The 20,046-nt window shown below is 72.1% G+C and carries 17 protein-coding genes; 2 read left to right on the top strand and 15 right to left on the bottom strand.

The window, feature by feature from the left end; translation table 11 throughout:
* Nucleotides 1–11 precede the first annotated feature (11 nt).
* Both AA23TX_RS12260 and AA23TX_RS12255 read right to left on the bottom strand, forming a co-directional pair.
* Complete coding sequence (locus AA23TX_RS12260; RefSeq protein ID WP_155542656.1) at nucleotides 12–977, bottom strand: TIGR03557 family F420-dependent LLM class oxidoreductase; 966 nt, start codon at nucleotides 975–977, stop codon at nucleotides 12–14.
* Between the two features lie 91 nt (nucleotides 978–1,068).
* Complete coding sequence (locus tag AA23TX_RS12255) at nucleotides 1,069–2,034, bottom strand: Lrp/AsnC family transcriptional regulator (RefSeq protein WP_155542655.1); 966 nt, start codon at nucleotides 2,032–2,034, stop codon at nucleotides 1,069–1,071.
* Between the two features lie 115 nt (nucleotides 2,035–2,149).
* On the opposite strand from AA23TX_RS12255, the gene AA23TX_RS12250 reads away from it, so the two are divergent.
* Complete coding sequence (locus tag AA23TX_RS12250) at nucleotides 2,150–3,589, top strand: FAD-dependent monooxygenase (protein WP_155542654.1); 1,440 nt, start codon at nucleotides 2,150–2,152, stop codon at nucleotides 3,587–3,589.
* Nucleotides 3,590–3,801: 212 nt separating this feature from the next.
* On the opposite strand, the gene AA23TX_RS12245 is transcribed toward AA23TX_RS12250, so the two are convergent.
* The 11 genes from AA23TX_RS12245 to AA23TX_RS12195 form a co-directional block, all read right to left on the bottom strand.
* On the bottom strand, nucleotides 3,802–5,154 hold the full coding sequence (locus tag AA23TX_RS12245) for a PepSY-associated TM helix domain-containing protein (RefSeq protein WP_230862443.1): 1,353 nt from the start codon (nucleotides 5,152–5,154) through the stop codon (nucleotides 3,802–3,804).
* A gap of 29 nt (nucleotides 5,155–5,183) precedes the next feature.
* A complete protein-coding gene (locus tag AA23TX_RS12240) occupies nucleotides 5,184–6,815 on the bottom strand; it encodes a copper resistance CopC family protein (RefSeq protein WP_155542652.1) in 1,632 nt (543 codons plus the stop codon).
* Nucleotides 6,812–7,564: a DUF1775 domain-containing protein gene (locus AA23TX_RS12235; protein WP_155542651.1), complete on the bottom strand. Its 753-nt coding sequence runs from the start codon at nucleotides 7,562–7,564 to the stop codon at nucleotides 6,812–6,814. The genes AA23TX_RS12240 and AA23TX_RS12235 overlap by 4 nt, the downstream gene beginning before the upstream one ends.
* A 69-nt stretch (nucleotides 7,565–7,633) precedes the next feature.
* Nucleotides 7,634–9,898 (bottom strand): YncE family protein, encoded by a 2,265-nt coding sequence (locus tag AA23TX_RS12230; protein WP_155542650.1) that lies wholly within the window; start codon nucleotides 9,896–9,898, stop codon nucleotides 7,634–7,636.
* 252 nt (nucleotides 9,899–10,150) lie between these two features.
* On the bottom strand, nucleotides 10,151–10,669 hold the full coding sequence (locus AA23TX_RS12225; protein ID WP_155542649.1) for a hypothetical protein: 519 nt from the start codon (nucleotides 10,667–10,669) through the stop codon (nucleotides 10,151–10,153).
* 1 nt (nucleotide 10,670) lies between these two features.
* A complete protein-coding gene (locus tag AA23TX_RS12220) occupies nucleotides 10,671–11,636 on the bottom strand; it encodes a PDR/VanB family oxidoreductase (RefSeq protein WP_155542648.1) in 966 nt (321 codons plus the stop codon).
* 210 nt (nucleotides 11,637–11,846) lie between these two features.
* Entirely contained in the window at nucleotides 11,847–12,716 is an 870-nt protein-coding gene (locus AA23TX_RS12215) for a helix-turn-helix domain-containing protein (RefSeq protein ID WP_155542647.1), read from the bottom strand.
* Nucleotides 12,717–12,811: 95 nt separating this feature from the next.
* Nucleotides 12,812–13,630: a hypothetical protein gene (locus AA23TX_RS12210; RefSeq protein ID WP_155542646.1), complete on the bottom strand. Its 819-nt coding sequence runs from the start codon at nucleotides 13,628–13,630 to the stop codon at nucleotides 12,812–12,814.
* A 452-nt stretch (nucleotides 13,631–14,082) separates the two neighbouring features.
* Nucleotides 14,083–14,787: a helix-turn-helix domain-containing protein gene (locus AA23TX_RS12205; RefSeq protein ID WP_230862442.1), complete on the bottom strand. Its 705-nt coding sequence runs from the start codon at nucleotides 14,785–14,787 to the stop codon at nucleotides 14,083–14,085.
* A gap of 28 nt (nucleotides 14,788–14,815) precedes the next feature.
* Nucleotides 14,816–15,511 carry a YcnI family copper-binding membrane protein gene (locus tag AA23TX_RS12200; RefSeq protein ID WP_230862441.1) on the bottom strand — a complete coding sequence of 232 codons (696 nt, stop codon included), beginning with the start codon at nucleotides 15,509–15,511 and terminating at the stop codon, nucleotides 14,816–14,818.
* 358 nt (nucleotides 15,512–15,869) lie between these two features.
* The gene (locus tag AA23TX_RS12195; protein WP_155542644.1) at nucleotides 15,870–16,820 is read right to left on the bottom strand and encodes an NADP-dependent oxidoreductase; all 951 of its coding nucleotides are present in this window, start codon (nucleotides 16,818–16,820) and stop codon (nucleotides 15,870–15,872) included.
* Between the two features lie 132 nt (nucleotides 16,821–16,952).
* Here AA23TX_RS12195 and AA23TX_RS12190 point away from each other — a divergent pair, with 132 nt between their 5' ends.
* Complete coding sequence (locus tag AA23TX_RS12190) at nucleotides 16,953–17,825, top strand: helix-turn-helix domain-containing protein (RefSeq protein ID WP_155542643.1); 873 nt, start codon at nucleotides 16,953–16,955, stop codon at nucleotides 17,823–17,825.
* A gap of 13 nt (nucleotides 17,826–17,838) precedes the next feature.
* Here the strand turns inward: AA23TX_RS12190 and AA23TX_RS12185 are convergent, their stop codons facing one another.
* Both AA23TX_RS12185 and AA23TX_RS12180 read right to left on the bottom strand, forming a co-directional pair.
* A complete protein-coding gene (locus AA23TX_RS12185) occupies nucleotides 17,839–19,200 on the bottom strand; it encodes an alpha/beta fold hydrolase (protein WP_155542642.1) in 1,362 nt (453 codons plus the stop codon).
* A 114-nt stretch (nucleotides 19,201–19,314) separates the two neighbouring features.
* Nucleotides 19,315–19,776: a MarR family winged helix-turn-helix transcriptional regulator gene (locus tag AA23TX_RS12180; protein ID WP_155542641.1), complete on the bottom strand. Its 462-nt coding sequence runs from the start codon at nucleotides 19,774–19,776 to the stop codon at nucleotides 19,315–19,317.
* Between the last annotated feature and the right edge of the window lie 270 nt (nucleotides 19,777–20,046).

The following is a 20,046-nucleotide window of genomic DNA, read 5'->3' as shown; positions in this document are numbered from 1 at the left end:
ACGGTCACGGCTCAGCGGAACTCCGGGAGCACATGCTCCTGCCACCCCCGGAAGAACGCGTCGTGGTCCGGCCCGATCTGCTGGACGTACACCTCGTCCACCCCGGCTTCGACGTACTGGCGGACCCGGTCCACGTGGGCCTTCGGGTCGTCGCCGCACACGATCGCCTCGGCGACGGCGTCGCGGGGCACCAGCTCCATCGCCGCCTCGAAGTCCTGCGGCCGCGGCATCACCTGCGCGAGCTGGCCCGGCAAGGCGTCGTTGGCCCACAGCCGGTGCGCGACGTCGAGCGCCGCCTCCGGGTCGGCGTCCCAGCTCACCTTCATCCCCGCCTGCACCGGCTTGTCGCCCCCGCCGGACTCCCGGAACGCGCGAACGAGGTCGGCGTCCGGGGTGACGGTGCAGTAGCCGTCCCCGATCCGGCCGGCGAGCTCGGTGGCCTGCGGCCCGAAACCGGAGACGTAGATCGGCACCGGCCGGTCGGGCACCGTGTAGATCCGGGCTTCCTGCACCCGGTAGTGCGGCCCGCGGTGGCTGACCGCCTCGCCCCGGATACCCGCCGCGTGCAGTTCGCGGATGACCTCGATCGCCTCCTCGAGCATCGCCAGCCGCTCCCCCACCGACGGCCACGGGTCACCGAGAACGTGCTCGTTGAGCGCCTCCCCCGACCCCACCCCGAGCACGAACCGGCCGTCGAGCTGCACCGCCGCGGTCGCCGCCGCCTGGGCGATCACCGCCGGGTGCAGCCGGATCGTCGGGCAGGTCACCGCGGTCGTCACCGGCAGGGAGACCGCCTCCGACAGCGCGCCGATCACCGACCAGACGAACGGGCTCTGCCCCTGCTCGTCGTTCCAGGGGTGGAAGTGGTCGGAGATCCACAGCCGCTCGAAACCGGCCGCCTCGGCCGCTCGCGCCTGGGCGACGAGCTCGCGCGGACCGTACTGCTCACAAGACAGGAAGTATCCGATCGACGTCATGCTCGCGTGTACCCGGCGCGTGGCCCGGTATGCGTGCGCGGCCGGGTGAAGCGTTCTTGCTTCCGGCACGCCGATGCGTGCGGCTCGGTCGTCAGGTCCTGGTGGCGGCGCGTTTGACGGTCTTGATCACCGGCGCGGTCTCGATGTGCGTAATGGCACGCAGTGCGGCCACCCGGGTGGTCAGGTAGCGGTACAGCTCCCGCTGGTTCGCGCACACCACGCTCGCGTACAGGTTCGTCGGCCCGGTCGTGGCGGCGGCGAACGCGATCTCCGGATGCCCGGCCAGGGCCGCGCCGGCCTCCTCCAGGTGTGCGGGAGCGACCGACAGCCAGAGAAGAGTGCGGGTGCCGACCCCGAACAGGCTTCCGTCGACGTCGATGTCCAGGTACAGCACCCCGCGTTCGCGAAGCTCGGCCATCCGGCGCCGGACCGTGGTGGGCGACCAGCCGGTCACCGCGGCCAGGTGCTCGAACTCGGCCCGCCCGTCGGCGGCGAGCGCGGCGAGGAGCTTGCGGTCGCCGTCGTCGAGCCGCACCGGCCCCGGCCGGTGCGGCACCGGCGGCGGGCGCAGCCGCTCGATCGCCGCTTCGTCCAGCGAGCCGAGCTTGGCGACCAGGCTGTCCGGGCCGCCGTAGTACGCGTGCAGCACCGAGTGTGCGGTCACGCCCTCCACGCGTGGGGTGCGGGGCAGCTTGGTCAGCAGCAATGCCTCGCTGTCGGCTTCGCTCTCGGTAAGGACTGTGCAGCTGATCTCGGTGCCTCCGGAGGTGATGCTCACCCAGGACGTGTCGGGGCGGCGGGCCAGCGCCTCGGCGACCGGGACCGACGCGGCGGGCGCGCAGCGCACCCGCAGGAACCACAGCACCGCGCCCAGCGCCGTCGGGTCGACCCCACCGATCACCCGCACCGCTTCCGCCGACCGCAGCCGGGCGTACCGGCGGGCGATGGTGCGATCCGACACGCCGAGCACCTCGCCGATCGTGCTGAACGGGGCCCGGCCGTTGACCTGCAAGGCGTGCACGAGCCGACGGTCCAGCTCGTCGTAGTCGGATTCCACCGGCTCAAGCCTAGTCGACGTCGGATATCAGCGATGTCGAGTCTGTTCCTGGCGCAGTCGGGTCGGCGGACGGAACGTTGCTCTCGTCCTGATCGGCACAACCAGGGGAGAAACCATGGATACCGAGGTGCTCGTCGTCGGCGCCGGACCGACCGGCCTGACGCTGGCCCACGAACTGCGGCTGGCGGGAGTGTCGGCCGTGCTCGTCGACAAGCTGGCGCAGCGCAGCACGTTGTCGAAGGCAGGGGGCGTGCAGTCGCGCACGCAGGAGGCGTTCGACCAGCGTGGCTTGCTGGAACCGTTGCTGGCGACGGGAAACTTCCCGATCGGCACCGCCCACTTCGCCGGGATCACGCTCCCGCTCACCCGGGAGCGGCACCGGCATCCGTGGCGGTCCATCCCGCAGGTGGCGATCGAGGGATTCCTCGAAGAGCACCTTGCCGCCCGGGGCATCCCCGTGCGGCGCGACCACGAGCTGATCGGCGTCGCCCAGGACGGCGACGGGGTCACCGCGACCTTCGCGAACGGCGGCGTCGTCCGCTCCCGGTACCTGGTCGCCGCCGACGGCGGCCGCAGCACGGTGCGGTCGTTGCTGGGAGCGGAGTTCCCCGGCCGGCCGGGCACGATGACCACCGTCGCCGCCGACGTGCGGCTGGGCGGCGAGGACCTGGCGATGACGCACGCCCGCAGCGCGGACGGGCACTGGGTGTCGGTGTTCCCGCTCGGCACCGATCCGCAGGGAAGGCCACTGCGCCGGCTCTCGCTGGGCGGGCCGGGCCGGTCACTGCCCCGCGAGGCTCCGGTCACCGAGGACGAGATCCGCGACGGCCTGCGCGCCGTCTTCGGCTCCCGGGTGCGGCTGCTGGACCTGCGCTACGCCCGCCGCATCACCAACGCGGCCCGCCAGGCCGCGCGGTACCGGCACGGGCGGGTGTTCCTGGCGGGCGACGCCGCCCACGTCCACCTCCCGATCGGTGCGCAGGGCATGAACACCGGGATCCAGGACGCGCTCAACCTCGGGTGGAAGCTCGGTGCCGCCGTGCACGGCTGGGCCCCGGAACACCTGCTCGACACCTACCACGCCGAACGCCACCCGGTCGCGGCCGCCGTGCTGCGCAACGTCCAGGCGCAGAGCCTGCTGATGGACCAGCAGGGCACCGGCGACCCGGATCTGGTCGCCGCCAAGGAACTGTTCGCGGCCCTGACGCACCTGCCGGCGGTGCAGTACCACCTCGACGACATGCTGTCCGGGATGGGCATCCGCTACCCCATGCCGGGCGCCGAGGACCACCCGAGCGTCGGCCTGCCGGCGCCGGATCACGACCTCGGCCCGCTCCGGTCACACAAGCTGCTGCGGCGCGGACGCGGCGTCCTGATCGACCCGGCCGACCGGTTCGCCAAGCTCGCCGCCCTCTGGCCGGGCCGCGTGGACCGCGCGGGCCGGGGCGCGGAGGCCGAACCGATGCTGATCCGCCCGGACGGGTACGTGTGCTGGGCCGGCAACCCCGACGACCTCGAACCGGCACTCGGCCACTGGTTCGGCGAACCACAGTGATCACCGGCGCCGGCCGAACTACACCCCCATGCGGCCGGCGCGGCCCTCGTCCAGCCGAGCGGAAAGGTCCCGAGCACCGGCGACAGCCTCACCCGGCTCTGCCGGGACCTTCCCGGTTCACCGCGGATCGCTGAACGCGCCAGGAAGACACTTCGCAGCCTTGATCGCGACGGCGCGCAGCGTTCGCCGCCACTTCGGAGAACGGCGGGGACCTACGCCGAGCGTCGCTTGAACCAGCTCAACGCCGCGTCCACCGCCACGAACACCACCAGGCTCGCCCCGGCCATCGGCAGGACCCACGCCAGCAGCGCGATCCCGAGCAGGACCGCGATCAGCGGGCCGCCGGCCAGCTGCCGCCACACCGGCCGGGGCAACGACGTCCACCGCCCCTTGTACGGGTTGTGGATCCACCACATGCGGTACCCGAGCGCGAGCAGGACGAGCGTCGCGACCGCCACCAGCGCGAGAACGATCTGGTTCGCCGGCCCGAACAGCGTGCCGGTGTGGAACTCGGTCGCCAGGGCGCTGAGCTTCGCCGGCAGCGAGTAGTCGTCCCAGGCGATCCGCTCAGTCACCTCCGCCGTGTACGGGTCGATCGTGACCGCACCGCGGTGGATCGGCAGTCCCTCCGCGATTTCCGTGGCGGTGTAGGGCACATCCGGCCGCGGCGGTGCGATTACGGCCAGCTCGCCACTCAGTCCCGCGGCCTCGGCGGCCGCCACCGCGCGGTCGATACCGATCGCCTCAGCGCCCGGCCGGACCGGCACCGGGGCCGCCGTGAGCACGGGGGCCCGCAGGTGGATCGGGTCGGCCGCCGCGTCCGGGCGACCGCCCGCGAACTGGCTCATGACGAGCCCGGTGACGGCCACCAGCAGCAGTCCGGCGGTGAGCCACAAGCCCACGGCACCGTGGATCGCCCGCAGCCGCGTCCATCCCGTCTTGTCCCGGGTGGACGGCAGGAGCACTTCGCGTACCGGGCGTTTCCGGCGCGTGCGGGCGAGCCACAGCACCAGGCCACCCACGGCGACGAAGGGTACCCAGCTCGCGGCGAGCTCGGCGTAGATCCGGCCCGGCGTGCCCAGCTGGAGGTTGCCGTGCAGCTGGCGCAGCCAGGTGTTCGCGGGCAGCCGGTTCTCGACCGTGGTCAGCTCGCCGTTGATCAACCCGGTGTACGGGTCGACGAACACCGTGCGGTCCGCGGTCCCGGCCGGACCCGGAACCGCCAGCACCACGCGCGTGGTGCGGTCGGCCGCGGGTGGGGTGAGAACGGACTTGAGGGTCGCCTCCGGGTGTGCCGTGAGCGCCGCCCGGACCTGCTCGGCGAGGGGACGTTGCACCTCGGCGACCTGGTTCACGTGCAGGTCGGACCGGTAGAGGCTGTCGTGGATCTGGGGGCTGAACACGTAGACGAGCCCGGTCAGGCACAGCACCGCGAGGAAGGGCGCCACGACGATGCCCGCCAGGAAGTGCAGCCGCCGGGCGACGAGCTGCAGGACGGTGTTCAGCCGCGGCCGCGGCGACGGCCGGGTGGCCCGGTGCGAGGGGGCGGTGGAGGTCGAAGACAAGGCGGCTCCCGCGCGACTGGAAGGTGCGGTCATCTGACGTCGATGGGCTGCTTGACCGTCTGCGTGCGGCCGTCGCCGGCCCGCAGCGTCAGCGCGAGCTCCCACCGGCCGGGTCCGAGCGCGCTCGCCTGCCCCGTCCAGTAGCCGGATCCGGCGCGGTCCAGCGGCACCGGCGTGGGGCCGAGCGCGGCGGTCACGGTCGTATCGGCGCTCCGCGGCCCCAGCACCGACACACGAACGTCGAGCCGGCCGGCCGCCGGGATGACGACGAGGTCCAGCACGCCGGTGTCGTACGCGAGCCGCGCCGGCGCGACCTGCTGCCGGATCGCCGCCGGAGCCTGACCCGCCGGGCCCTGCGCGTGCGCGCTCTGGCCGGGGTCGAGCGCGAGCAGCGTCGCCGTGGCCACGGTGATCACCACCGCCGATCCCGCCACCGCGACGATCCGGCCGCCGAGCCGCGCTTTCACCGGGCGACGCGGAACGAGCCAGGCGACGATGGCGAGCACCGCCGCCAGCGCGAGGGCTCCGGCGGGGAGCCAGCCGAGGCGCTGCCCGGTCCACGCCTGGGCGGTCCCCGCGACGGCGAGCAGCGCCGCGCACCCCAGCACCGACCGCGCGAACCGGGAGACCGGGTGCCGGTGGCGGGCGACCGGGAACCGCAGCAGCACCAAGCCACCGGCCGGCACGGCGAGCGCGACGAGCAGGCCGATGTCCGCGGCCAGCGCGAGCGGTGACGGCGCGCCGGGTGGCCGCGGATCGGCGAAGGTCCAGGTGGCGAGGACCGCGGACGCGCAGCCCAGCACCGCCGCGCCGCGCAGCCGCCGGTCGGCGGCGGTGGCCGCGGGCGGACTCTTCACCAGCAGCGCGAGACCGAGCGTGGCGGGCACGAGCGTGGCCAAGCGGGCGAGCAGCGCTCTTCCGGCGTCGGACTCGACGGCTCCCGCCAGCAGCCGCGGGTCGAACCCGGCACGCCAAGGGACCCACGCCGCGTAGGGGCCGAACGACACCAGGGCGACGAGCGTGCCACCGACCACCAGCCACCAGGCGGTCTTGATCCACCACCGGGTCGCCCCGGCCAGTGCGGCGGCGGGCCCGATCGACGCGACGAAGAACGCGAGACCGGCGAGCACCACCATCGCCGCGACCGCCAGCGTCCGCGCCGTCAAGTGGACGGCCGCCACGACCGGGTCGCGCGCCGTCTCGATCTCGGGAACACCGTCGGGCTGGATGGGGTACGACACGTCGAACGTGAAGGAGCCGCTGACCGGCTCCAGCCGGCTCGACGGCAGGGTCCACGCCACGGCGTAGGTGCCCTCGTGGCGCTCCGCGGGCATGGGCACGGAAATCGTGTCCTCCCGGCCGTCCGGGTGGGACGGTCGCGTGAAGACCACCTGGCTGCCGTCGGGGTCGAGGATCCGCACGGTCGCCAGCGCGGCCGGCACCGGCCGGTCGAAGGTCAGCACGACGGCGTCCGGCGACTTGACCACTTCGGTGCTGCCCGGGGACGTCGTCAGGAGCACCGGGTCCCCGGTCGCCGACGGGGTCACAGCGAGCAGCGCGCCCCAGCAGGCGGCGACCAGGAGCACGAGCGCGACGAACCGCCCGGCCCCGTCGCGCCGCCGCGGGACCGCGGCGCGAGGACGCTCTTCCACCGCCGTCATTCGACGCCCACCTCCGTGCGTTCGGGCTCGGGTTCCGCGGCGGGGGCGCGCAACCGGCGGCGGTGCGCCCGGTACCCGACTGCAGCGATCACGACGAGCGCGAGGCCGAACGCACCCCACAGCGCGGCGAACGGCGGGCCGCCGGTGCTCCGCGGCACCTGGCCCACCGGGACCGCGGCATCGTTGGTGGCCTGAACCGGTTGCTGCCCGGCGGTTTCCGCGGCGGGGGCGGCCGGGCCGGTGCCGAAGGTGATCGCCGGAGCGGGCGAAGTCGTCTGGTTCCAGTGCGCGACCATGCCGTTGGCGAAGGTCTGCGTCGCTTCGAAGAGCAGCCGCCCGTCGGCGGGCAGCGGGCCCATGGTGACGAGGAACTGCTCGAACTGCCTCGGCGCGACGGCGCCGCCCTCGACGACGAGGGCGTCCGCGACCTCGCGGACCACGTTGCCGCCGACCTCGATCGGCGGGTTCAGCGGCCGCGGGCGGACGGTGGCGGTCCAGCCCGGCGCCGGGTCGACCTTGACGTAGGCGACCGGCGGGGTCTGCGGGAAGACCAGTTCGAGCCGGGTGGACTTGGTGTCAGCCCGCTCGTTGGCCAGCCGGAAGGCGAAGGTGTGCGTGCCGCCGCCGTCGACGCGATCGGGCACGATCGACACTTGGGCCGCCGCTGGCGGGGATAGCGCCAGCACGCCGAGCACGGCGGTGAGCAATGCGAACGAGGTGCGGGGAAGGGCTTTCCGGCGGTGCGCCATGGGGATCTCCTCCGACGGTGAGGTCCGGGGCCGGGTGAAGTCCCGGCCCCGGACCACTACCGCGTGATGTCAGCAGGCGGACTGGGTGATGGGGTTGAGCTGCCGGCAGGTCAGCTGTGACCGCCAGCTCCCCTGGTTCTGCTGGGCCCAGCCGTTGTAGACCAGCGGAATGGGCAGCACGCCCTGGCCGCCGTAGCCGGCCTTCCCGGCGATCGAACCGTCCATCTTGGTCGCCGCCGTCGGGTCGAGGGTCAGCTGGCCCGCGACCTTCGCGTCATCGATGTTGCCGTCGCCGTTCGGGTCGACGTCGATGATCTGCATGACGTTGGAGAACTTGTTCGACACGTAGGCGTAGTAGCCGCCGCCCTTCTTGGCCCCGAAGTTGATGCCGTGGCAGCCCGCCGTGCACGGCAGGTCCTTGACGATCTTGTTCGTCCGCGGGTCGACCACGGTGACCGTCTGGGACAACACGTTCGCTCCGAGCAACGCCTTGCCGTCCGGGCTCACCGGCAGCTGGATCATCAGCCCGCCGAACGGCGCGCCGCTCTTCGGGCCGTCCTGCGGGCTGTAGTTCGCCCACAGGTCGATCGTCTTGCTGTGCACCTTCTGCCCGTTGTCCGCACAAGCGGCTTCCGCGAGCGAAACGCAGGTGATCGATTCGCCGAGGAAGTCCGCCGTGTAGAACCTCGAGGAGTCCGGGGACATGCTCGAGGCGATCGGGAACTGGCCCGTCTTCTCGGTCCGGACGGTGCCGGTCGGCATGTCGATCACCGACGCGTTGTTGGTCATCACGTTCGGGGTGACCACGGTCTTGCCGTCCGCGCTGGTCCAGTGCGCGTGCGGGTGCCGGACCTCACCGGTCGGGCTGACCGTGATCTTCCGGAGCACGTTCGTGCCGCCCGGCGCCAGTTCGACGACCTCGTTGCCGGCGTTGATACCGATGACGAGCTTGTCACTGCCCGTCTCGGTCATCACGTGCGCCGGGTTCTGGCCGACCTGCGTGGACCGGACGAACTGGCCGGTCTCCCGGTCGAACACATCGAGTTTGTTGGAGAACCACTCCGTTTGGTAGAGGTACTTGTAGTCCTTGTCGGTCCACATGTTGTGCGGGTTGTTCATGTTGATCGACGGGGCGCCGATCTTGCGGTCGACCGTCCAGTTCGTGACGTTGACCTTGGTCGCCGAACCGACCGCCTTCTTGCCGGCCCACTCCTCGACCTCGGTGTCGATCCACACTTCGCCGACACCCGGCGTCGCCGGCAACTGGTTGCCCTTCGACAGGGTCTTCGGGTAGGAGAACTTTTTGTCGAAGTAGGCATCCAGGTTCGGGATCAGGACCGGGTTGCCCGCCGCGTCGTACTGCAGGATCGGCACCGGCGGCTGGATCGCGTCGAACTTGTTCTCCGAGTCCGGCTTGAACTGCTGCCAGTTGTTCGGGTTGGTGATGTTGAAGAACGTGTTCACCAGCCGGTTGACGATGTCGGAGTTGGTCGGGACGACCAGGTTGCGCGAGTTCACCATCGATGCCTTGCCGAAGTCGAGGCCGATGGTGAGCGGGTCGTCGACCACGACGGCGCCCAGCATGTACGGCGTCACCATGTCGGTGAACGCGTACAGGCCGGGCTCGGTCAGCTGGATCGACCGCTGCCCGAAGAACGCGCCGCCGGGCATGTCGTAGGGGAAGCCTTCCGCCCCTTCGGGAGCGATCAGGCCCATCGGGTTCCGGGCACCGGTCGACTCCTTCGGGTCGACCACGAAGTTCACCGTCACGGGCGGGCCCTTGACGGCGAACCGGGCCAGGTCGTTGAGCGCACCCTGCAGGTCCAGGCCGACCGGCAGGGAGCTCAGGTTGATCGGCTGGTCGGCTCGCATCGTGGTCAGCTGCTGGCCGAACTGCCCGAGCAGGTTCTCCGCCTTCGCCGCCGCCGGCGCGGCCTGCCGGTTGGTCGCTCCGATCGACTTCACGGCGGAGAGGGTGCTGTCGAGGTTCAGCGCCTTCCCGAGCTCACCGCCGAGCGAACCGAGCAGCGGGACCTGGCCGAGGAGGTTCTGCGTCAGGTTGCCGACCGCGCCGGCGAGGTCGGAGTTCAGCAGGCTGGACAGCTCACCGCCGGTCGTAAGGCCGCCCAGCGTGCCGAGGCGGGGCATCTCGGCCACGGCGAGCGACTGGTCGCCGAACAGATTCAGCCCGGAGTCGAACCACTTGCCGTTGTCGTCCTTCATGTGGAACGTGATCGGCACCGGACCGACCCCGATCGGCTGCTGCGCCGAGGCCGGGACCGCGGCCACCGCGGAGGCGCCGAGGGTGGCGACCGCGAGGGTGACCGTGACCACCGATCGGGCACGACGCGGCCTCGTGCGGGCTCCTGGCGGAGCTTCTGGGGACATGAGCTTCCTTTCTGTATCTGTTCGGCCCGGCGGGAAACGGGCTGTCCGGACGAAGGAAAGTGAATCACGGACTTCGCGTTCGATTCCGGCTCTTTCTGTTAACTGGACGTGAAATAGTCGTCCTCAAAATGAGGAAGCTTGGTGAGGAATTGAGGCTATAAAAGAGTGGAAACTGTGTGCCTTTGATAGTTCCCTGGTTCAGCCGAGCAGGCCGAGCACGGTGCACAGCAATGGTCCCAGCAGTCCACTCGAATCGCATTCCGGAGCGGGCGGTGGCGCGGGTTCGGTGGGCGGGGGTTCGGACGGTTCCGGCGGCGCCGGCGAAGTCACGGGTGGCGGCGCCGAAGACGGCGGCAGCGGCGGGTACTCCCCGGTCGGCAGCGGTGGATATTCCCCGGTCGGCACCGGTTGCCCGGGCGCCTCCGGCGGCGTCGTGATCGAGGGAACACGACCGGCCGCGACCGGCGAGCCGGGGAGGACGGGATCCGGGCCGGGTACCGACGGCGGTGCCGTCGGTATCGGCGATGCGGGGGCCGGGCCGGACGGGGCGGTGGAGGGGACGGCCGGTGACGTCGTTCGCGGAGCGGCGACCTGGGTCACCTGTGGCCGCTGCTCGTCGCCGAGGTGACCGGCCACCGTCCACAGTGCCCAGCCACACGACGCGGCAGCCAGCAGCGCCGCCGCCCAGGTGCCGATTTTCGTTGTCGTCACAGACATCTCAGAGGTCCAGTACCAGCTTACGGCCGCAGGACCGGGACACGCAGATCATCATGGTTTCGCCGGCCGCCTTCTCTTCATCGGTGAGTAGGGAGTCGCGGTGGTCGGGGAGCCCGCCGAGCACCGGGGTTTCGCAGGTACCGCACGTACCCTCGCGGCACGACGACAGCACCGGCACCCCGGCGTCTTCGGCCACTTCGAGGATCGACCGGTCGGCGGGCACAGTCAGCGTCAGCCCCGACCGGACGAGCTCGACGTCGAAGCCAGCCGCGACCCCGGTGATCTCCTTGGGCGAGAACCGTTCCAGGTGCAGCTCGAGGTGCGGCAGACCGGCGCACACCTCCTCGGCGACGGCCAGCAGCGGCTCGGGCCCGCAGCAGTAGACCGCGGTGCCGGCCGCTGCCGCGCCCAGCATCCCGGGCACATCGGGCAGTCCCGCCCGGTCCCGCGGCCACAGCACCACCCGGTCGCCGTACTCCTCCCGCAGTCGCGCGGCGAAGGCCATCGACGAGTGCGATCGTCCGCCGTAGAGCAGCCGCCAGTCGGCGCCGGTCGCATCGGCGGCCGCCACCATCGGCAGCAACGGGGTGATGCCGATCCCGCCCGCGACGAACAGGTACCGTTCGGCGCGCACGAACGGGAAGTTGTTGCGGGGACCGCGGATCCGGACCCGATCCCCGGGGAGCAGCGTGTCGTGCACGAACGCGGAACCACCGCGTCCGCTGTGCTCGCGCAGCACGGCGACTTCCAGCACCGAGCGGTCGCGTGGGTCGCCGCACAGGGAGTACTGGCGGACGAGGTCCGGCCGCAGCAGCAGGTCCACGTGGGCGCCCGGCGCCCATGGCGGTAGCCGGTCACCCGCGGGGTGGCGGAACGCCAGCCGGACGACGCCGTCGGCGATCGTTTCCTTGTGCGCCAGCAGCACTTCGAGGTCGAGGTCGGCCGAAGGAAGGGTGTTGACGGTCATGGCTCTCCCGGTAGTCCGCATCGGTTCGCAAAACAAGTCAAACCAGCACCGGAAACAGCGGCGTGGCTGGGGAATGAATTCCGTGTATCGCCGTTTTCACGACACACAGTGGGAGCGGTGAGCTTTTCCGCGACCCCAACCCGGCTCTGTTGTCAAATACTACTCGGTTGTGGCGTGACCACAAGACGTCCACTTTCCCTTTCGAAATCCTCAGCCGAGCGTGAAGCGCACCGACAGCCGGCCCGGGTGGGGCTCCGGCCAGGCCCGCAGCATTCCGTCGTGCTCGACGGGCCACTCGCAGACGACGATGTTGAGTCCCCGGTTGAACTGGCCGTTCAGCCGCGTCAAGAATTCGTTCGCCTGCTGCGCGTCGAAAACCCCCTGCCGCGCCTGGAAGTACACCATTCCCCGGTGCGAAAGGGCGAGCAGGAGGTTGACGTCGCCGTAGTAGTCGCGGAACCCCGTCAGCAGGTTCTGCCGGCCCCCGACCGGGCCGCGCCGCGGCTCGGCCGGCGTGTGCGGGCGCGTCCAGGCCAGCCACAGGACTTCCGCTTCCGGGATCCATTCATTGCCGGGCCGGGGTTCGCGCGGACGGCCCGACAGGACCCTCCCGCGCCGCATCTCCAGCAACCGGTGCTCCTCCACCAGTCCCCAGCGGGCGAGGTACTGCGACACCGTCGGCGAGCTGACCAGGATGCCGAACTCCCGGCGGACCAGCTCGGAGATCGCTTGCCGCGTCCAGAGCCGCTGCGGCAGCCCGCACGACTCAGGCAGGCCCGCCACGATCGTCCGCACGATCCACGCCTGCTGCCCGGCCGTCAGCGCGAACTGCTCGCCAGGCCGCCGCCCCCGCCGCCGCGGCCGGAACGCCTCGTCGCCCTGGCGCTGGTACGCCGCGACCCAGGCGCCAACGGTCTTGCGGGACACCCCGAACAGGCGGGCGACCTCCGCTCGCGTCACGCCCGCCTCGACAGCGGCCACGGCCCGCCGGCGGAGCGCTTCGAGTGCGTCCGCGGAGAGACTGCGCGCGTCACGATCGGCCACGGTCAAGTCCCGGATGGTGGCAGCTGCGGTGGTCATGAGGAACGTCCTTTCGTGAACGGGGTGTCACCGCTCGTCCCTCCTGCGAAGATCGCCGTAACCGGGGAGTAACGGGGCTTCGCGGCCGACGGCGGTCAGCGGGGGCGGCGGAAGCCCCACCTGCGCATCAGCTGGGCGCCCACCGCGGCCATCAGCAGGATCCCCGCCAGGACCGGCCAGGAGAGCCCGTCGTCCCGCGGCGCGGCCAGTGCCTCCCCCGATCCGGCCGCGCGCCGGGCGTCGAGCACCACCGGCGCCTCGCCGCCCGCCTGCGGCACCTCCGCACCGGCCGGGAAGCTGGCTCCGGGAAGCTGTCCGGGAATCGGAGTGCCGAACACCGCGCCGCCGCCCGCGGTCGAGCCGGGCACGGCCGCGACCGTCCACTGCCGCCCCGCGATCGGGGTGCCGGCGTCGGGCGAACCGCCGGCCGCACCGGGCGGCACGGGATCCGCGGGCGTCGCCGGCGAACCGGCCGGAGGAGCACCCGGGACCTGGCCTCGCACGAGGATGCCGCAGAGCGAGGCGAGCGACGTGTGCACCGTGGACACCAGCGGGGCGAGCACCGGCGCGAGCACGGGGAGCTCGCGGAGGCGGGCGCCCACCGCGTCCGCGATCCGGATCCCCGGGATCTCCGCCTCGCCCGCGGGGACGGTCCCCAGCGGGATCGGAGCCGTGCCGGCCCAGAGCGACCGGAAGGCGCCCGTCAGCACGCCCAGCGGGTCCAGAACGGACAGCGCGGACACCACGGGCTCCGTCACCGACGCGGGCGCCAGCACCAGTTGCTGCCCCGGCACGCCGGTCGTCGTGGCCGAACACCCCACCACCGTCACCGGGGCTTCGGCCGCGACGGCATTCGCCGGACTCGACAGGGCAAGGGTCAGCGCAGCCGCGGTGAGAAATGGTGTGGTTCGCAAGTGCCGCCTCCTCGGGCGCCGGACTTCTTGGCCCGGTCTCAGGTTTTCGCGGTCCGGATGTGCCAGGCTGGGAAAATCCGGACGACGGCATGGTGGCAGCTTCACCGCTTTGTTGACCAGCAGGGTGAAAACGCGCGTTGCGGCGATGTTGCCACTGCCGGACACAGCGTCCCTACCAGGGCTTATGGTCGCTCCCGCCGATTCGGACCGGAACCGCCGAACCGATCGCGGCGGGCAAATAACGGACACACCGGCGACGCTGAGGGTGAGGTCGTGATCGGGGCGGAACCGGCCGGCCTGTAACCCATTCAAAGCGAGCAAGGAACTCCTTTCCGGCGAAATCACCGGGCCCGATCCGGAAACCGGGAAACTGTTTACGCGGGGGTAACACGTCATCGGCGCACGAAAAACCGCCGATCCGGAATCCGGATCGGCGGTCGGGAACGCCGGGTTCACGCCGGCAGCACGACGTCCCGGCTGTCGTCGAGCAAGGCCGCATGGGCGGCGGGCCAGTCGTGCGGGACCAGCCGGATGTCCCGGCCGCACTGCATCCGCAGCCGGTGCCGGAACTCGGCGACGCCGGTGAACGGCGTCGCCGCGGCGAGGAACTGCAGCGTGCCGCGGCCGCTCACCGCGACCAGGGCGTGCAGCGCACGCGTGCCCGTGGGCGAGCGCGGATGGGTCCAGGTCACCAGCAGCGTTCCCGGCGGGCACCCGGGCCGCCGGGAGAACACACCGTCGCGGCCGACCAGCTCCCACCGCAGCAGATACTTGTCGATCGTCGTCCCGGCCAGCACGACACCGCACTCCCGCGCGACCAGCTCGGCGACCGCCTTGCGCGTCCACACCAGCCACGGCAGCCCGGCCGCGTCGGGTGGCCCGGCGGCCAGGACGTCGACCACCCGGCCCTGCTGGGCCGCGGACAACACCAGCTGCTCCCCGGCCCGGCGTCCGCGGGGCCGGGGCCGCAACGTCGACTCGCCGCCGGACTCGTAGGCCCGCACCCAGGAGCCGACCGCTTTCCTGGACACGCCGAACATGCTCGCGACCCTGGTCTGCGACAGCCCCGAGCCGACCGCGGCCACGGCTTGGCGCCGCAGCTTTTCCAACGCGTCCGCCGGCAGGCTTCGAGCGCCCGGGCCCCGCTGAACCTCCACCATCGCCACCCCATCCGGTTCCGTCGGGCTACAGCTGGACTTTTTCCCGCTCGGGGGCCTCGCAGGCGGTCTCGGGCCGGACGCCGGCGGGTCGCCTGCGCAGCCACGCCACTCCGGCGGCCACCAGCGCGACCCCGAGCGCGGCGCCACCCAGCACGCGAGCGAGAACGTCCACATCGGACACTTCAGCCACGGGCGCCGGAGCTACGGTGACGACGGGCGCCGGGTGTTCGGGTTCGGGCTGCCCCGGGGGCGCGGGATCGGCCCAGCGCACGACCTGGCCGTCCGAATAGGTCTGCAGCACCTGGAAAGCGAGCGTGCCGGTGGGCAGGCCGCCGATCCGCACGGGGAACTCCTGGAACGTGCCGGCGGGCACGGTCCCGCCTTCCCACACGATCGACGTCACCGGCTTGTCCGCCATCGCGTCGCCGCCGCCGGGCCGCACGCTGATCTTCCACCCCGGCAGGTTCTGCGGCGTCGCCGAGACGACGGCGGGCCGGTCCGGGAACAGCACCTCCAGCCGGACTGTCGTCGCGTCGTCGCGTTCGTTGGGCACCAGCAAGGAAATAGTGGCCGGCTCCCCCGGTTCGACGGTGTCCGGGGTGGCCGACACGTGCGCGGCCGCCACGGCCGGGCAGGCGAGCATCACGGCGATCGCGGCGAGGGCGGCCACGGCGAGGCGCGGCGGTTTCGGCCGCCCGATCCGCAGCGGAGGTGCGCGCATGGTTTTCCCTTCATGGGTTCCGACCGGACCATTCCCGGTACGGCCGGATGGCGGAACGGAGATCATGGTCCGGCCAATGGTGCGGGACTACATGACCGATGGATGACGCGGCTGTTGCCAGCTCTTTACCGAAATTTCCCCACCGCCGGGGAGAGTGGTGATCTGCCCTGCGTCGCGCGCAAAAGCCGCGGGGCTGCCGGAAATATGTGCCACGCGACCCGCGTCACCCGGGCTTCCGTGCTGCCCATCCGCCCACTTCAGCCCAACAGCGCCGGCACGCTCGTCACCCGATGGAGTGAGTCACGTATTTGCCTGGCGGCCGCCGCCTTGACTTCGGCACCCTCACCGGTTCGCTGCTTCAGCCCGTGATCGCGAGTACGTGCTTACCCATGACACCGCCGCGCTCGAACGCCTCGTGCGCGGCGGCGATGTCGGCCAGCGGGTACACGCTGTGCACCGTCGGGCGCAGCGCACCGGAGGTCACGAAGCCGGCCAGATCGCTCAACACAGCCGAGTCGGGATTGGCGCTGAACGTGCGGATGCGCCGGGAGCCGTGGATGGCCGACGCCGCGATCGCGGCCAGCGCGGGGGCCGACAGTCCGACGGTGACCATCCGGCCGCCCTTGCCCAGCCTGCCGCGGTAGCAATGCAACTCGGACCCGACCGTGTCGACGATGACGTCGAAAGGCCCGATCGCGTCGGAAGTCGTGGTGCCGTAGTCGAGAACGGCGTCGGCTCCCAGATCGCGCAGGACGGCAGCGTGGCGATCGCGGGCCAGCGCGGTCACGTGGCCGCCCATCGCGTGGGCCAGCTGCACCGCCGCGGTACCGACACCGCCCGCAGCGCCGCGCACCAGGACCCGTTCGCCTTCGCCCAGCCCGACGCTGTCGCGCAACGCGATCAGCGCGGTGCTGCCCGCCACGACCAGGGACGCCGCCTCGACCGCCGGGACACCCGCGGGAGCGAGACCGAGGCGAGCGGCGGGAACCACGACGTACTCGGCCGCCGCGGCCGTGGTGTGCCGCTGCCGCGGGTGCACCATCCCCCACACCCGATCCCCGGCGCGGTAGCCCTCGACACCGGGCCCGACCGCGACGACGGCACCGGCGAAGTCCAGGCCGACACCGAGCGGGAACTTCCGGCCCGACACCATCTTCAGCCCACCGGAGCGGACGATCGTGTCGTGCCCGTTGACGCTGGACGCCTCGACCGCCACCAGGACCTCACCGGCACCGGGCGAGGGACGCTCGGTCTCGGTGACCCGGAGGACCTCCGGCGGCCCGAAGCTCGTGATCTGTGCGGTCTTCATGTCGCATTGTCCTTTCGTGATCGGCTGGTGCGGCACCGATCCTGGGCCCGGCGCCGGACCGCACGGGCGTCCGGGTTTTCCTGGGACCGCCAGACCCACCTTCGGCGGTCACACCGCGGGCATACTGGACCGATGACCGACGACCCCCGCCGCGCGCTCGCCGATTTCCTGCGGACCCGGCGCACCCGGCTGCGGCCACAGGACGTCGGCCTGGAGCCGGGCCCGCGACGGCGCGTCGCCGGGCTGCGCCGCGAAGAGCTGGCCCTGCTGGCCGGGGTGAGCTCGGACTACTACCAGCGCATGGAGCAGGGCCGCGACGTGCGGCCCTCCGACCAGGTCCTCGACGCCATCGCCCGCGCGCTGAACTTCTCCGCCGAGGAGACCCGGCACCTGCACAGCCTCGCCGCCGCCGCGCGCACCCCGGCGCGGCCGGCTCGGGTGTACCCGCCGGAGGAGGTACCGGAGACGACGCTGCGGCTGCTGCACGCGACGACGTCGCCCGCCCTGGTCGTCGGGCGCTTCCTGGACTTGCTGGCCTGGAACCCCCTGGCCGGCGCGCTGCTGGGCACGTTCACCGAGCTGCCGCGGACCGAGCGGAACCTGCTGGCGATGCTGCTGCACCCCGAAGCCGACCAGGCATGCCCGGAGCGGGCGGCCACGGTCGCGGAGCTGACCGGCATGCTGCGGGCCCAGGTCGCCGCCGAACCGGGGCACCCCCGCGCGGTCGAGCTGGTCGGTGAGCTGGCGGTGCGCAGCGCGGAGTTCGCGACGCTGTGGGCCCGCCACGACGTCGAGGACACGACCCGCGGCCGCATGCGCGTCGAGCACCCGCTGGTCGGCGAGCTGAACCTGGACTGGGACGCCTACCCGATGCCGGGCGCTCCCGGGCCGGTGCTCATCGTCTACACGGCGGAGCCGGGCGGCCCGGACCACGAGCGACTCCAGCTGCTGGCCGGCCTGCTCGATGCACCCGGCCGGACAGCGACGTCTGCCCGGCCCACCTAGCGGACGGACCCGCTCACTTCGGTGTTCGAGCGTGACGACCGGCGCCGGTCAGCTCCGGCGGATCGAACCGGACGTAGCGACCGGCCCCGCCGAGTTCCCCGGCGGCTTCGTTGAGGCTCCCCGGGTCCGCGACGTGACCCCAGCGGCCGGTCTCGATGCGGGACTCCAGCGCGTGCAACGCCGCGATGCTCTCCGACGGCTGGAACGCGCAGTGGCCGGTCGCGCCGACGTAAGCCTGGCGCAGCAAGCCCCCGGCGCCCGCTCGGTGCACCTGCTCGCCGTACCAGTCCTCCTGCTCCACGGGCACCAGCTGATCGGCGGTGGTGTGGATGTCCAGCGTCGGCACGCGCAGCCGGCCCGTCACCGTCGACGTGCGCGCGAGGGTGCGCACCGCCTGCGGATCCGGCCGGATGTCGGCGTCACGGGTGAGGGTCGCGAGGTCGGCATCCAGGTCGAGCCCCGCCGCGCGGTACAGGGCCCGGACCTGACGGGCGTGGCTGCTGTCACCGAGCAGCTCGCGGTAGTCGACACCCGCGGTGGACGCGCTGTTCCCGCCCGCGGCCAGCTCGATCTGGTAGCGCCCGGTGACGACGAACCCGAGGACGAACTGCGAAAGTTCCTGCTGCTGCTGGGCTTCCTGGCCCGCGTAGTCGGTCGGCGCCGGCGGTGTCGCGCCGGTGAACCACCCTGGCTCGTTCATCAGGGCCGCGGCCAGCGCGATGCGCGCCTGCCCGGCCGGGGTGGCCTGGGCGTCGGTGGCGATCTTCGTCAGGGCGGCGGCCGACGCGCTCGCCTCGTCCGGGCTCGCGAACCGCACGAGCTTGACGTCCTGGGCCGGTGCGAGCAGGTGCGCCAGCGCGTATTCGCCGTCCAGCTGGTAGTTGTTCAGGTTCAGGCCGCCGGCGACGAGCCCGCACGTGCTCAGGACGCCGTCGAGCCGACGTCCGCCGTCCTCGGCTTCCAGTGCGCTGACCAGGCCGCCCATCGACGTGCCCCACGCGATCGTGCGCCGCGGCTTCCCGGTGAGCTGCTCCAGGGCCGTCAAAGCGCCGAACTGGTCGCGCACGGCCGAAGCGAGCGCCCACCACGACGGGCCGCTGTACGACGAGCCGACGAGCGCGTAGCCGCTGCCGAGCAACGCCTGCTTCGTCTCGTCGTTCGGCGCGTTCTGGGCGGCGAGTGGGCCGAAACCGTGGCTGTACAAGATGGTCGTGCCGTTCCAGGCGTCCGGTACGTCGGCCACCCAGGTGGCCCCGTCCGGCAGCTGCCCGGTGTGGTGCCCGCTCGCGGCCCCGGCGGCGACGCCCGAGGTAAGGCCGATCGCCAGCATGATCGAGCCGGCCAGCGCCACGACGCGGCCATACCACCTGCGCATGCTCGTGCCCCTTTACCCGGGTCGCCTCACCCGGCTCGTCGCGGAATCACTGGCGAGCACAGTGCCACAGCCCCACCGAGATGTACAGGTTTCCTGTCTTTATTCGGCCGGAGGTCAGTGCGAGGGACGATCCGAAAGCGCGGCGTGGCACGCGACGACGTACTCACGGAACCGAGCCGCGTCGCGCGGACGCAGCTGGGAGACCAGCCGCTCTTCGAGCGCGACCACGTCGTCACGGACACGACCGAGGATTTCCGCACCGGAGCCCGTCAAGCGGATCACCCGCCGCCGCCGGTCGCGAGGATCGCCGTCCCGCACGATGAAGCCCAGCCGCTCGAGCGCGACCACCATGTCGGCCATCGCCTGGTCGGTGACGAACGAGTTCCGCGCCAGCTCGGCCGTCGTGAGACCCGGCCGCCGCTCCAGCACGGTGAGAGCGGTGTACTGCAACGGCGTGAGCGCGACGGGACGGAGCACGTCGTCCAGCCGGGCCCGGACGGCGAGCTCGAGCTGCTTCACGAGGTACAGCAGGCCCGGCCCGGCCGGGCTCGAAGACGAAGACGCGGACGGCGACATCGCTCCATGGTGACCGACGACCGAGCACCCGGGGCCCCGGCCCCGGGTCACGGCCGTCCCACGGTCCGGTGTGGACTCCGACGCGGCCGTGCGGAGCCGAAATGGCGGGGCCGGGGCGACGGCGTCGACCGTGATGCCGTGCCGCGCGCCTTCGAGCGCGAGGGTACGGGTGCCGGGCGTGGCGACGGTCGGTAGCGGACGAAGACACCCGGACGGCCGTAGACCTTCGACCGCACGACCTCCGGGCCGCCTGACACCCACTTCAGGTGG

The organism is Amycolatopsis camponoti, assembly GCF_902497555.1.
GTDB classification, from domain to species: Bacteria; Actinomycetota; Actinomycetes; order Mycobacteriales; family Pseudonocardiaceae; genus Amycolatopsis; species Amycolatopsis camponoti.
The sequence above is the reverse complement of the archived record's forward strand: the minus strand, read 5'-3'. Positions and strand labels throughout refer to the sequence as shown.

What these genes read in the sequence shown, in the direction of transcription:
- AA23TX_RS12260 (WP_155542656.1), bottom strand. Translation starts at nt 977, where the DNA reads ATGACGTCGATCGGATACTTCCTGTCTTGTGAGCAGTACGGTCCGCGC.
- AA23TX_RS12250 (WP_155542654.1), top strand. Translation starts at nt 2,150, where the DNA reads ATGGATACCGAGGTGCTCGTCGTCGGCGCCGGACCGACCGGCCTGACG.
- AA23TX_RS12240 (WP_155542652.1), bottom strand. Translation starts at nt 6,815, where the DNA reads ATGACGGCGGTGGAAGAGCGTCCTCGCGCCGCGGTCCCGCGGCGGCGC.
- AA23TX_RS12235 (WP_155542651.1), bottom strand. Translation starts at nt 7,564, where the DNA reads ATGGCGCACCGCCGGAAAGCCCTTCCCCGCACCTCGTTCGCATTGCTC.
- AA23TX_RS12225 (WP_155542649.1), bottom strand. Translation starts at nt 10,669, where the DNA reads ATGTCTGTGACGACAACGAAAATCGGCACCTGGGCGGCGGCGCTGCTG.
- AA23TX_RS12220 (WP_155542648.1), bottom strand. Translation starts at nt 11,636, where the DNA reads ATGACCGTCAACACCCTTCCTTCGGCCGACCTCGACCTCGAAGTGCTG.
- AA23TX_RS12215 (WP_155542647.1), bottom strand. Translation starts at nt 12,716, where the DNA reads ATGACCACCGCAGCTGCCACCATCCGGGACTTGACCGTGGCCGATCGT.
- AA23TX_RS12200 (WP_230862441.1), bottom strand. Translation starts at nt 15,511, where the DNA reads ATGCGCGCACCTCCGCTGCGGATCGGGCGGCCGAAACCGCCGCGCCTC.
- AA23TX_RS12195 (WP_155542644.1), bottom strand. Translation starts at nt 16,820, where the DNA reads ATGAAGACCGCACAGATCACGAGCTTCGGGCCGCCGGAGGTCCTCCGG.
- AA23TX_RS12190 (WP_155542643.1), top strand. Translation starts at nt 16,953, where the DNA reads ATGACCGACGACCCCCGCCGCGCGCTCGCCGATTTCCTGCGGACCCGG.
- AA23TX_RS12185 (WP_155542642.1), bottom strand. Translation starts at nt 19,200, where the DNA reads ATGCGCAGGTGGTATGGCCGCGTCGTGGCGCTGGCCGGCTCGATCATG.
- AA23TX_RS12180 (WP_155542641.1), bottom strand. Translation starts at nt 19,776, where the DNA reads ATGTCGCCGTCCGCGTCTTCGTCTTCGAGCCCGGCCGGGCCGGGCCTG.